Below are 12,487 nucleotides of genomic sequence, written 5' to 3'. Positions count from 1 at the left end.
CTCCAGAATTGAACCCAATTGAGAGGTTTTGGCAGTTTCTTAAAAATAAACTGCGATGGCAAAATTATCAAACCCTTGCCCAGTTGCGTCAGAAATTGGCTGAGGTACTAGAAACTATTACACCAGAAGTGATTATTTCTCTCACCTCTTACGACTTCATTCTTGAAGCTTTATTTAGCGCAGCTTCATAAAGAATTGGTATTAGTAATAACAATTTCCAATGCCAGGAGCTATAGATGACTCAACAGGAATGGTTAATTGATGAGGCTATAACCCCTGATGCTGACTCTGTTGAGCAGATGGAGCGTGAACTTAGCCCTACCCAACGGGGTAGCAGTCGGGAATCAGTCAGTCAACCACAAGCTGTTAATCTGGCTGTGCGGCTGCAAGATATTATGATTTGGGACACGAAAAAGTGGTTTGGTGATGCTCAAATGCGGTTAGATGCGCTAGTGGTTCACGGTCACGCTACAGAAGGTGAACCAGCAAGCATTTATATGCCGCAGACGTTTCGTTTTCCTGGTATTAAAAACCGCGATCGCCTACCTACAGGTGAGAATGGCTTACTGATATTCTATGGTAAGGCTTTGTACTTCTTGGATATCTTCATTACAGTGTCGCGCGATCGCAAGGACTCAGAAGACTTAGCGACATTACTTAACCAGCAGTTGCAATCAACAGACATCCAAGGGGCAGTGGGTACGCTGTTTGGGCTTGCTAGTGTTGCTGCGCCGCAGGTGACTGCTGTGACTACAGCCGTCTCAGCTGCGTCGGTGCTAGGCAATTTCGCCTACCAAGTCCTTAGTAAAGTGACTGGCGATAGTATAGGGCTTTACCGTACCTCCTGGCTACAGTACAGAGATAGCTTTGGCACCGGGCGTCATCCGCAAGAAGGTTCTCACCATGTCAGGGATCTTTCCTTCTGGTATGAAATAATCCAAGAAGAAACTCAAGATCATTTATGATACTTCCCCAGGTATGAAACTCACTGGTCAGCAGCACAGACAATTAACAGAGGCTTTACTTGATACATTCCCAGAGCAGCAAAGACTTGCTGAATTAGTAAAATTCCAGTTTGGAAAAAACCTCAATGCAATTGCAATGGGCAATGACTTACAAGCAATTGTATTTAGATTGATTCAAGCCGCAGAAGCCCAGGGATGGGTTGATAAACTGATTGCAGGTGCGCGTGAGTCAAATCCTGGAAACCCGAAATTATTTGTTTTTGCCCAGGAGTTTAATCTTGCTACTCCTATGCCACCACAGCTATCCGCAAGGGGTGCATTGGAGAAAATTATTAAGAAAACGAATAGTTTTCTCGATGTGAATAAATGGCGAGAAAAGTTAGGTACAATTGAGGCACAAGTATGCCGTATAGAAATCACTAAAAAAAATAATACTAAACAATTTGGGACAGGTTTTCTAATAGCACCAAATGTGGTAATTACGAATTACCATGTCATCGAACCTGTAGATTCAGGACGAGCAACTGCCAGCAATGTTATTCTGCGTTTTGACTACAAACAACTAGCGGATGGCAAGATTATCAACAAAGGTACAGAGTATCGCTTAGTAGAGGACGACTGGCTGATTGATAAAAGTCCTTATGTTGAAAATCAATTGCCAACACCTGACGAATTGGATTATGCATTGCTCCGGGTAGATGGAGTTCCTGGAGAAGAACCGATAGGGAAAAACTCAGATCCAAATGCTCCACAGCGAAAATGGATTGAGCTACCTACCGAACCTTATGAATTTTTACCTGATACTCCACTATTAATAGTGCAACATCCAAATGCCCAGCCGTTAAAATTGGCGTTGGACACGGAAGCAATTATTAGTATTAACGAGAACGGCACAACCGTTAAATACAAAACTAATACTGAACCTGGTTCCTCTGGCTCACCATGTTTTGACATTAACTGGAATTTAGTAGCGCTACATCATAGCGGTGATCCCGACTGGAATCCAACGTATAACGCCGGAACTCCCTTCAGTGCTATCTGCTCACGCTTAGAGAAAGAGAAGCCAGATTTATTAGCTTCTTTGCGAAGTGGTCAACCAGTATGGTGAATATTTCTTTATGTTTACTTGCTTAAAAGATGTTTTAAAAGATTTTCATGTATTTTGGCGATTAGAAATCGCGGCTACACACACAAAACTTGCCTTCGCAGGTTAGCAAACCCTTGATGCCTGCATTAGTCCACGGAGGTGGTGTTTTAAAATGCCTAAAGCACAAGTTTTTCCAAAATATTATAACAGGAAATAGTAAGAGCAGGTCAGGAGTCGTTTCCGGAAGCAACAGAAACAAAAGTGTAGTTACTCTAATAGAGTTAACAGCTATGAGTTTTCATTTTCGTAAGTATGGAGTAGCCATCAATGAACCCTGGTAACTCCCTTAGTTCCCTCCTCGATGGTTCTCTCCTTAAAGAGATAGAGGCAGCACTACGGGATGCTTTCCCTGAAAAAACTAAATTGGAAATGATGCTGTTGTATGAATTCCAAATCAACTTGGATGATATTGCTCTTGGTGATAATTATACTGAAATTGTTTTTAAAGTCGTAAAATATTTTAAAAGTAAAGACTCGTTAGCAAAATTAATTAATAAAGCAAGCGAAGAAAATGATGGCAACCTTCAATTGCAGTCAGTCGCTAAAAAAATTAATGCTATTACTAGCTTAATTCAAATACTTGTTCCATTAGAAAAAGACTTTATTAATCAAATGAAGCAGGTTTATCTTGCCTGTAGCTCTGATTCTTTGCGTAAAGATTGGGAGGATGAAAGCCCTGATACTCTCAAAGAAATTTTAGCTAATCTTAAGGACACACCTCAAGGAAAAGCTCCTGAAAACCCTCTTATACAGTTTGTAGCTCGTTTGTCAGAAGATGCAGAAATTCCTGAACTAGCTGCTATAAGTTTAAATAAATGGGGCAAACAAAATGCGAATAATTTTTCTGAGTTATTGACTCAAATTAGAAATGCTGAAATAACCAGAAATGAACAAGCAATTGTACAAACTTACCTCATCGTCTTACTAAATCCTAGTAAACAACATCAGAACAAGCGTTATTTCGTTTCGGCTTGGTTTATTCCTAATGGAGGAAATGATAAATTCAATTGTCAGACAGGAGAAGGTTATAAAATTTTAGAAATTGAACAACAGGAGCAAGAAACATTTTCTCTTGAAGAAATACCCTGTTTAATAGAAGATTTTCTTGACCAAATCACTCCACATCTAACTGACTTTTCTAGTCTGCCAGCGATTGAGATTTTCTTACCCTATGAACTTTTAAGCGAACCTATTGATACTTGGATAATTCAGCAGGAAGAACTACCAATTTCTATTGGTAGTTTATACAAAGTTATTGTTCGTTCTAGTCGTCGTCTAAGGAAGGACTACCCTTATAGAAATATTTGGGTGCAGAAGTGGAAGACTTTAAAGAATCTCACTGAAAACGCCTACTCTAAGTGTTGTACTTCTAGTGAGTGTCATTCTTGGCAAGAACTATTTTCTAGATTAAATCAAGATGGTACTATTGCTTTAAAACTGATGAAACCACCGTCTAATGATTTTTTGAAAGTGATGAATCAAACTGCAATTCCAGTTGCATTATGGATAAGACAGGAATTACAAAACTTGAATTTTCTAGTTGAACTTGATCAACTTTTGCAATGCTTAATCACAGAACTACCAGAGCGAGTCAAACAGAAGCGTTTAGATGATTTTCCTGACAAATCTAAGCAGAGTATTGGACATCATCTGTCCTTGCTATGGGAAAATCCTTATATATTGCCACCTCAGATTGAATATACTACACCATCATGACATTTTGGAAAATCTTTCAAGGAACCCCTGAAAAACCCCACAATGGAATTGAACACCTTCCTGAGCCTCCTAACTGGCGCAAATTTGACAAAAAAGAACGAGGTATAACTTATCAGGCAAGGGGAGAAGAAATAGAGCTAGTCAATGCAGCATTATATCTGCGTCGTCCCTTATTAGTCACAGGAAAACCAGGGACAGGGAAAAGCTCTTTAGCTTATGCGGTGGCTAAAGAATTACAATTGGGAAAGGTATTGCGTTGGAATATTACGACTCGCTCGACTTTGCAGCAAGGACTTTATCGTTATGATGCCATTGGTAGGTTACAAGATGCTCAAGGAAGTAGCAAGGACAATTTAGGCGAAATTGGCAAGTATATTCAATTGGGACCTTTGGGAACGGCGTTACTTCCCTCGCCAAATCCCAAGGTGTTATTAATTGATGAAATTGATAAAAGCGATATTGATTTACCTAATGATTTATTAAATATCTTTGAAGAAGGACAATTTGAAATTCCCGAATTAGCAAGGATAACTGAGAAATTTTCTAAAATTACTGTACAGACCTATGATAATCGGACTGCAACCATTATAAGCGGGTATGTGCAGTGTGAAGCGTTTCCCTTCGTAATTCTTACTAGTAATGGTGAACGAGAATTTCCACCCGCTTTCTTGCGGCGCTGCTTAAGATTAGATTTACGAGAACCAACTCCCCAAGAATTAGAGGCGATTGTAAAAGCACATTTAGGGGATAGTATTATTGAACAAGCAAAACCAATTATTGAAAAGTTCGTAAATCTACGGAAAAAGGGGGATTTGGCAACAGACCAATTGCTCAACGCGATTTATATGTTAACTAACACAGCCAATACCTCCGATTTTCTTATGCTAGACTCTCAAGATGAAGAAAAAGACCAGAAAAAAGAAAAGTTAATTGAACGGTTGCTGCAATACTTGAGCAGCACAGAGGGGATATGATTGAGCGGGCGATCGCTATTCTGCAACAGGCAGGCTTTGACTTTACTGCCCGCGAGTTAGCGGAAATTATCTGGTTGGCGGTTCACATAGAAAAGCCAGAGGAACCACAGCAATTAACTGTATCAAAGCCAGAGCCACCCAGAACTGAACGACCTCAAACTCAACAAACCTCAGAGTCACCATCTTTACCTCAAGTAAGAGAACCTCGTGCTGAAGTTTATCTTCCCTCTTCTGTGCCAAAACCCACAAAGACACCAGAAAGTCGCCAAGCAATTCCTATCAAAGTACCTGCGGCGGTAGCACTGAGAAATGCTCTGGCTTTAGGACGTGCGCTTCGTCCTTTAATGCGGAAAGTTCCATCTCCTACAGAAAATATACTGGATGAGGAAGCGACTGTTTGCCGCATTGCAGAAGAGAAAATTTGGGTACCAGTTCTAAAACCTGCTCCAGAAAGATGGTTAGAGTTAGCATTGGTGGTTGAACAAAGTAGTTCAACTGCTATTTGGAAACAGACTATTATTGAACTCCAACGGCTGTTAAAATATCATGGTGCCTTTCGGGATATGCGAACTTGGGAATTAAAGGTAACTGAAACAAAAGTACAATTATTCCCTCAAAATAGCACAGGTGCTTATAGTCCAACTCCCCATAGTCCTGAAGTACTAATTGACCCCAAGGGACAGCGTTTAATTTTACTGGTGAGTGATTGTATTTCTCCTGCTTGGCGAAGGAAGTTCATTCATCCAGTGCTAGATCTGTGGGGGCGTAATGGTTTAATGACTATTCTTCAATTACTTCCTGAAAGGCTTTGGGAACGGACAGCCTTAGCTTCAGAAACTCCTGTCCAACTGCGTTCCCTCAACCCTGGAGTTCCCAATTCTAAGTTGATTAAAAAAACTTGCAATGAAGATACATTTGATGAAATTGAAAACGCTGTCCAAGAAGACGGAAACAAAATCCAAAATCATATCTGTGTTCCCGTTGTCGCTCTAGAACCCAAACCTTTACTTATATGGGCACGGGTTATAGCGGGTTTAGGGAACGTAGAAACAGCAGGATTTAAATTTTCCTCTGTAGATGGGGTTGAGTTCACAGAAATTCAACAATCTACAGAACAAAATCAATCCCGCCTGAATGTACCAGCGTTAGTGAGTAGATTTCGCGCCACAGCTTCTCCTCTTGCTCGTCGGTTATCTGGATTAATGGCAGCTGCACCCGTTAGTTTACCTGTAGTACATCTGATTCAGCAAACTCTACTCCCAGAATCAGGACAAATTCATGTGGCTGAGGTGTTTATGAGTGGACTGCTCAAACTTCTACCACCCACGCACCAAGACACTAATCCCGATTATATTGAGTATGAGTTTATTAAGGATAAAGAGGGGGACATAAGGGAGTTACTGCTAGATTCCGTACCAGTTAGTAAAACAACTTTGGTCATTGACAAAGTATCTGAATTTGTCGCTAAACGAGTCGGTTTGTCAGTACGGGAATTTGAAGCGCGGTTGCTTACATATGACAGTAATGACTCTCTAGAAACAAAAATTCGTCCCTTTGCACAGCTAAAGGCTCAAGTTTTACGGCGATTAGGAGGGGACTACGCTCGTTTTGCCGAAGAGCTAGAGGCAACAAATAAAAAAGCCGACGAGGTAATCCAATCCCTCAAAATTGATTCTCCTCTATTCCAGGTATTTGAGTTTGAACCTGACACGGATGCATCTCCAGCTACCAACCTGCAAACTTTTGAATTTGAAGTAGCTAGCATTGAACTGAAAAAAGTGTTTTTTGGGTTTGGAAAAACAGAATTGACAATCAAGCGTAGTCGTCAGCAAGCACAATATTTTACAGAAGACTTGGGCAATCGAGTTGAGCTAGAAATGGTAGCCATTCCTTCTGGAAGCTTTGTGATGGGATCTCCAGAAGATGAACCTAAGCGCTCAAGCTCTGAAAGCCCTCAACATACAGTAACGATTAAATCTTTCTTCCTAGGCAAGTATCCTGTAACTCAAGCACAATGGCAAGCAGTAGCCTCTCTCCCACAAGTTAACCGCGAACTTGACGCTAATCCATCTAGATTTAAAGGAGAAAATCGCCCAGTTGAACAAGTTTCCTGGTATGATGTTATTGAGTTCTGCGATCGCCTGTCTCGATACACTGGTAAACCCTACCGTCTGCCGAGTGAAGCCGAATGGGAATATGCAGCTCGTGCAGGAACTACGACTCCATTTCACTTTGGCGAGACGATTACCTCAGATCTGGCAAACTATAATGCTGACTACACCTACGGTGCTGGTGTTAAAGGGGTTTATCGTAATGAAACAACACCCGTAGGCAGCTTTGGTGTAGCGAATGCCTTTGGGCTATACGATATGCACGGTCAGGTATGGGAATGGTGTGCTGATCATTGGCATAGTAACTATGAAGGAGCACCGATAGACGGAAGCACATGGCTAAAGGAAAATGATAATGATAATAGCCGACTGCTGCGGGGTGGTTCTTGGTTCTTCAATCCCGATTACTGCCGTTCGGCGTATCGCGTCTACGGCGTTGCGGGCGACTGGGACGGCGACGACGACGGTTTTCGTGTTGCGTGTTCTGCTGTGGTGACTCAGTAGCCCTTTATACTTTTTCTCTTTTGCTCTTTACCCTAGCATTCAGCGGCGATACCTAATCCCTTCCAAGTATTGTCTGTCAATCGTAAAGAACGCACCTCTCGATAATCATCGTTTTTAATTGCAAACTTACCCTGAATATCCCTTTTGATTTTTTTCATAGGTCTTCTTCCATGTATTACACGGATAGTATAGAAGAAACTCGAACCGAAATCAACCGTGTATTACATGGAGAAGTTTGATTGAAAAGCTATGGATATTTACTATCTTTACATTGGAGCTAGTGCAGCAAACCGTGATATTCTAGTTGTGGCATGAGGTATACCATCTAACCAAGACACCACACGCACAACATTCATGGCAACAGCGGTGATAATGTGTTGCAGTCGAATTTTTGGTAAGCTTCGGTAACGTGCTTGCCGTAAACCAAAAGCGTTTATTCCTTGTGATAAAGTTCCTTCGACACCAGCACGGGTGTTATAGCGCTCTTTCCATTCATCAGTATCTTGAGTAGAGCGGATAGTTTGAATAATTTGGTGTTCTTCTTTTGGACGTAACCTTAATTTTCTTGGCTCGCTTTCACTTTTTGATTTGATACACAAATGCCTAAAATCACAACGGCGGCAAACTTTGGAGGGAAACTTAACGTTAACTCCTGAATTACCCCAATTATCAATTGCGGGAGTCCAAGTCGTACTTTTTTGACCTTGAGGACACGTGACTGTTTTTGCTGACGCATTGTCCCCTAAAAATTTAGCCAGCCTTTGTAAGGTTTATCTGTGAGACAAGACGCGGATCGTGTGAGTAAGGCTGGCTAAATTTTTTACGTGTTAGACCCCGTGACCAATCGACTGTAAATTTACTGAGTTGGAGTATTTAACGCTAAGTTAGGTGATCGCTGAATGGCCATAGAACTATGCCCATAACAAATATTAAAACAAACGCAATAACAACTATTAAAGGATCAGGTAACAATTTTCCTATCCACATCCAAACTACTACGCCAAGGAATGGATACGCTAAACTACAGATCATGCCTATTATATTCGTGACACGTTGTCCAATCGGACTCGGAAAAGTTTTTAGATAAGATTTATAGTTATCTAGCCCACGGTGTAAGGTACGCTCATCATGATGAATTGCTCGAAGAGCAGCAATCACACCCAGTAATGTAGTAAAAGATGATCCAACACCCACCGCAATCATCGCCTGACGTATTGTTATTAATGTCGAAATAAAATCGGAGTTTGAAACAGATAATGAAGTGGCTTCAGCACTCAGAGAAAAGACGTAGGCAATAAATAATAGCCCCTGTAAAGTAATCATCCACATTATTCTCTGATTGACAAGGTTGTCTTCGTGTTCAATCTTGGCTCGAATACGATCATAAAGAAGTTCAACCGCTCGTTGTTTCAGATCAAATTCCATTTCCTTAGAAAGTCCTAAATTATTTACGAAACGGGCTTTTTCAATTATGGCTCCGCTCAGGTTAGTATCCTTCAGATCGGCACCGCCTGGTTGACTGACAAAAGTGGAGAAAAGGGGAGGCGTAGCCCTTTATTCAAGGGCATTCCACGTCGTACTGTAATAGGTAACCACACCTAACGTTACGGTAAAACAATGGCAAAAACCTCCCATGTTTATAATGAACTGCTTAAACTGTTGGGTCAATCGAAACATTGGGCAGATATTCGGCACTTGCATACATTGAGAGTGGTTAATGAGTTGGCGTAGATCTGCGCCAGTATTTCCTTGTAAGGTTTACCTGCGAAGATTTTAACAAAGTCATGCAGCTCATAGAGCCTCGCACCAGCAAACTCACAAGCCACTTCAGTTGTCAGGTTCCACGCGCTCTTTAGAGTTATAGCTTCACTATCAACGACAGTTCCGTCATGATCAAAAAGTACCACCTGATGATGCCGTTCCGGTTTCATCTCAATTGGCCCCCTCACTGTAATTCTTAAGTGTAGTCAATATTCCATGGGTCTGAAGAACGAGCATTGCTTGGTGGCATTCATCATCGACTACCTCTTGGAGCTCGCAATTCTCTAATCCCATAATCCGACTGAACACCGCACCCTCTCGAATCGCTGTAACTACGCTTAGAGTATCCTTGGCATCATAGGGCTTTCCTCCCTCGCTCACCCCCTCTCTTACTGCAAGGAGCCACGCCACAATGGGAAGTATAAGACGCTTCATGCTGACCTTTCGGCTATAAGCATCATGAAGTATCGGCAGTATATGATTGCGTACTTTCTTCGATGTTTGTGAAGAGATTCTCTCAATAGAATCAGGAAGAGCCGAATTACTCAGCCTTAGTAACACAGCAGCCATATATTGTTCACACGTCTGGCGAGGCACTGGCGTTGCTGCCGCGATGTCGCTCATCATCAGCCGAATAAACAACTGGAATTCCGGTAGGTTGAGTGCCTCATGTACATACTCTATACCTGCTCTTACAGCTAAACAGGCTATGAAGCAGTGTACTGCATTCAAGAATCGATACTTCAGACACATAAAGGGAGTGATGTCTTTCGTCATAATCACCCCCGTATCTTCCCACTGGGGCCTATCACCTCTAAAGTTGTCCTCCACGACAAACTGCCAAAATGGCTCCGTTACAATGGGTGCGCGATCCCTGACCTGTAGCAGTCGGCAGGGGTAGTTATGGTGGGATTCATGCTCTTGAGGCACAATCCTGTCTACCACCGTATTAGAGAACGTCGCGTTATGACTGATGTATGCTGCAAGCTCAGGATTAATCAGCTCAGCATAGGTTAGCACTGCTCTTCGTAGCGTCTCCCCGTTTCTTGGAAGGTTGTCGCAAGAAACTGTGGTGAACGGAACCACTCCTCGATCACGTCTAAGGCGCAGCGCCTCTACTATAAAGCCAACTACAGTTGTTGGAGTGGAAGGATTGCACATATCATGCGCGATCTCCTCATTCGCTGTGTCGAGATTAAAACTCTTATCTAGATAGTAGCCTTCTTGAGTAACGGTAAGAGTCACGAGGTGCACAGAGGGAGACGTGAGCAAATCAAGCACATAGTCGCGATCCTCTCTACCATCAACGATTTGGCTTATAGAACCTATAACTTCCGCCGAATCACGATTTAGTGCGCAACTAGAGCATTTGATCAAAGTGTAAAGGAATCCCTGCGGTTCCAATGTGTTAATGGCGCGTCGGCTCTTGAGGCTAACCCCACAGATCCCCCATCTTTGCTCTTGCGACCCCCTCTGCGCCAGATATTTATGTATTATGGGTGCGAGATGCCCCCTAAAAAAACGGCCAGGCCCGAAGTGGACGATACCGATACTAAGCGCCCTCCTGTTGTAAAGAGACTGTTGCCTCCACAAATCAGTTAAGGAAGTCAGCACGTGTAATCATATCTTCTTGGTCAGAACAAAAACCAGAAACTTGGTTGTGGTTTTCCAATCGCTAAAATAGGAGTGCTTTTTAGTATAGCAACAGGTGCTGCGATCGCCTTAGTTATCGATGTTTTTAATACCCATGACATTAGACATCTCCGAAAATACTCAAATTGTTTGCCGAAGTGACTTTTAGCCTGCGCTCGCCAACACCAAAAGTGAGCGAGACAACACGTAAAAATAAGGGTTTGAGATGTTTCTTATTAAGAAGAGGGCAAAAATAAGTGGCTATGTATAGGAATTGTACTTGAGAATTATTCTGCTCTTTTATGATGAGAAAACTAAGGTTCCAAGTCGGAGTCTTACCCCGGATTTCTCACAAAGCCTGAAGAAATAGGGGTCAAAAACTGCCAAAATGTATATTGCACAAGAATTCCAGCAGTTTGAAGTATGACCCCAAATAAAAACGATTGTATCCCAGAACAGTTTATATTTGAACAAGTAAAGTCATGTCCAGTTATAGTTAATTTTAAGGGTGAACCTGTAACATCTGATGCAGGATTAATATTAATTGCGGAACTGGACAGAAAAAGAGGAATAACATCACGGCTGGCAGCATGTTTCAAAGATTACCGAGATCCAAATAAGATTCTGCATCCAGTCAAGAGTTTAATTGCACAAAGAATATATGGCTTAATCATGGGGTATGAAGATATAAATGACCATGAAACTTTACGTCACGATGCAATATTTGCGTTTGCAGTTGGAAAAGTGATTAATTCAGAACAAGAATCAATTACTTTGGCTGGAAAAAGTACCTTAAATCGTATCGAGCATTGCCCAGAAAACGTATCATCAAGAGAGGATAGTCGATATCACCGTATTGAACATGATGCGTCAGCAATAGAAACACTTTTAGTTGAACTTTTTCTAGAATCTTACCGAAAGCCACCACGACAAATAATTTTGGATTTAGATGTTACCGATGATTTAGTTCATGGGAATCAAGAAGAAACATTTTTTAATCCTTATTATCGAGGGTATTGTTATGCCCCAGTTTATATTTTCTGCGGTAAACATTTACTTGCGGCAAAACTTCGTGCGTCTAATGTTGACCCTGCGGAAGGAGGATTAGAACAATTACAAAGAGTAATAAAAATAATCCGTTCACGATGGAAAGATGTGAAAATTATTATTCGCGGAGATAGCGCTTATTCGAGAGAAGATATAATGAGTTGGTGTGAATCTCAAACTGAAATTGATTATGTATTGGGACTCGCTCCAAATAATCGTCTACTCCAGCTATCTCAATCAATCCAGTATCGCGCATCCCAAGAATACTCAGGAAAAATTAAACATATAGTCGAGTTTTTTGAAACCTTATTTCCTCCATCACCAGATTTAAAGAACGACGCAGCAGTATTTGTTGATAACTCAGTTTGGTATTGCTCTCTTGATTACCAAACTCTAGACAGTTGGAGCCGTAATCGTCGTGTTGTCGCCAAAGTTGAGTACAGCTATGAAGAAGTCGATACTCGCAAAGTCTGCCGGACAGAAGCTTCTGTCCGGCGAGCTTTGCGTTTTGTAGTGACTTCGCTCCCTATTAATAAAATTCCGCCAGGACGACTTTATACTCAAAAGTATTGTCCTCGGGGTAATATGGAGAATTGTCTAAAAGAACAAAAGTTAGGATTGCACAGTGAT

11 protein-coding genes and 1 pseudogene are annotated in these 12,487 nt (G+C 41.6%); 7 read left to right on the top strand and 5 right to left on the bottom strand.

What is annotated here, in order from left to right:
• From AABK37_RS36460 to AABK37_RS36435, 6 genes and pseudogenes are all read left to right on the top strand, one after another.
• Window positions 1–191, top strand: a pseudogene (locus AABK37_RS36460) (hypothetical protein); the annotation flags it as partial.
• 45 nt (window positions 192–236) lie between these two features.
• Window positions 237–965, top strand: coding sequence for a hypothetical protein (locus AABK37_RS36455; protein ID WP_432556328.1), 729 nt, complete (start codon window positions 237–239; stop codon window positions 963–965).
• 13 nt (window positions 966–978) lie between these two features.
• Window positions 979–2,073, top strand: a complete 1,095-nt coding sequence (locus AABK37_RS36450) for an effector-associated domain EAD1-containing protein (protein WP_432556327.1) — start codon at window positions 979–981, stop codon at window positions 2,071–2,073.
• Window positions 2,074–2,379: 306 nt separating this feature from the next.
• Entirely contained in the window at window positions 2,380–3,828 is a 1,449-nt protein-coding gene (locus tag AABK37_RS36445) for an effector-associated domain EAD1-containing protein (protein WP_432556326.1), read from the top strand.
• Window positions 3,825–4,802, top strand: a complete 978-nt coding sequence (locus AABK37_RS36440) for an AAA family ATPase (RefSeq protein ID WP_432556325.1) — start codon at window positions 3,825–3,827, stop codon at window positions 4,800–4,802. The genes AABK37_RS36445 and AABK37_RS36440 overlap by 4 nt, the downstream gene beginning before the upstream one ends.
• Window positions 4,799–7,417 carry an SAV_2336 N-terminal domain-related protein gene (locus AABK37_RS36435; protein ID WP_432556324.1) on the top strand — a complete coding sequence of 873 codons (2,619 nt, stop codon included), beginning with the start codon at window positions 4,799–4,801 and terminating at the stop codon, window positions 7,415–7,417. Before AABK37_RS36440 ends, AABK37_RS36435 begins: the two co-directional genes overlap by 4 nt.
• A gap of 32 nt (window positions 7,418–7,449) precedes the next feature.
• On the opposite strand, the gene AABK37_RS36430 is transcribed toward AABK37_RS36435, so the two are convergent.
• The 5 genes from AABK37_RS36430 to AABK37_RS36410 all read right to left on the bottom strand — a co-directional run bounded on the left by AABK37_RS36430 (window position 7,450) and on the right by AABK37_RS36410 (window position 10,792).
• Window positions 7,450–7,575 (bottom strand): hypothetical protein, encoded by a 126-nt coding sequence (locus tag AABK37_RS36430; RefSeq protein WP_432556330.1) that lies wholly within the window; start codon window positions 7,573–7,575, stop codon window positions 7,450–7,452.
• Window positions 7,576–7,683: 108 nt separating this feature from the next.
• Window positions 7,684–8,175, bottom strand: coding sequence for a transposase (locus AABK37_RS36425; RefSeq protein ID WP_432556329.1), 492 nt, complete (start codon window positions 8,173–8,175; stop codon window positions 7,684–7,686).
• A gap of 121 nt (window positions 8,176–8,296) precedes the next feature.
• Window positions 8,297–8,842, bottom strand: a complete 546-nt coding sequence (locus tag AABK37_RS36420) for a hypothetical protein (RefSeq protein WP_432556323.1) — start codon at window positions 8,840–8,842, stop codon at window positions 8,297–8,299.
• A gap of 239 nt (window positions 8,843–9,081) precedes the next feature.
• The gene (locus AABK37_RS36415) at window positions 9,082–9,348 is read right to left on the bottom strand and encodes a hypothetical protein (RefSeq protein ID WP_432556322.1); all 267 of its coding nucleotides are present in this window, start codon (window positions 9,346–9,348) and stop codon (window positions 9,082–9,084) included.
• 1 nt (window position 9,349) lies between these two features.
• Window positions 9,350–10,792: a mannitol dehydrogenase family protein gene (locus tag AABK37_RS36410; protein ID WP_432556321.1), complete on the bottom strand. Its 1,443-nt coding sequence runs from the start codon at window positions 10,790–10,792 to the stop codon at window positions 9,350–9,352.
• A 441-nt stretch (window positions 10,793–11,233) separates the two neighbouring features.
• Here AABK37_RS36410 and AABK37_RS36405 point away from each other — a divergent pair.
• Window positions 11,234–12,487 (top strand): IS1380 family transposase (locus tag AABK37_RS36405; RefSeq protein ID WP_432556320.1); only part of this gene is annotated, 1,254 nt, incomplete at its 3' end.

The organism is Tolypothrix sp. VBCCA 56010 (assembly GCF_050875635.1).
Taxonomy (GTDB): Bacteria; Cyanobacteriota; Cyanobacteriia; order Cyanobacteriales; family Nostocaceae; genus Hassallia.
This window is presented reverse-complemented; position numbering and strand designations above follow the sequence as displayed.

Bases quoted from the DNA above. Each gene is read 5' to 3' on its own strand.
- AABK37_RS36440 (WP_432556325.1), top strand. From the start codon at position 3,825: ATGACATTTTGGAAAATCTTTCAAGGAACCCCTGAAAAACCCCACAAT.
- AABK37_RS36450 (WP_432556327.1), top strand. From the start codon at position 979: ATGAAACTCACTGGTCAGCAGCACAGACAATTAACAGAGGCTTTACTT.
- AABK37_RS36430 (WP_432556330.1), bottom strand. From the start codon at position 7,575: ATGAAAAAAATCAAAAGGGATATTCAGGGTAAGTTTGCAATTAAAAAC.
- AABK37_RS36445 (WP_432556326.1), top strand. From the start codon at position 2,380: ATGAACCCTGGTAACTCCCTTAGTTCCCTCCTCGATGGTTCTCTCCTT.
- AABK37_RS36420 (WP_432556323.1), bottom strand. From the start codon at position 8,842: ATGGAATTTGATCTGAAACAACGAGCGGTTGAACTTCTTTATGATCGT.
- AABK37_RS36435 (WP_432556324.1), top strand. From the start codon at position 4,799: ATGATTGAGCGGGCGATCGCTATTCTGCAACAGGCAGGCTTTGACTTT.
- AABK37_RS36415 (WP_432556322.1), bottom strand. From the start codon at position 9,348: ATGAAACCGGAACGGCATCATCAGGTGGTACTTTTTGATCATGACGGA.
- AABK37_RS36455 (WP_432556328.1), top strand. From the start codon at position 237: ATGACTCAACAGGAATGGTTAATTGATGAGGCTATAACCCCTGATGCT.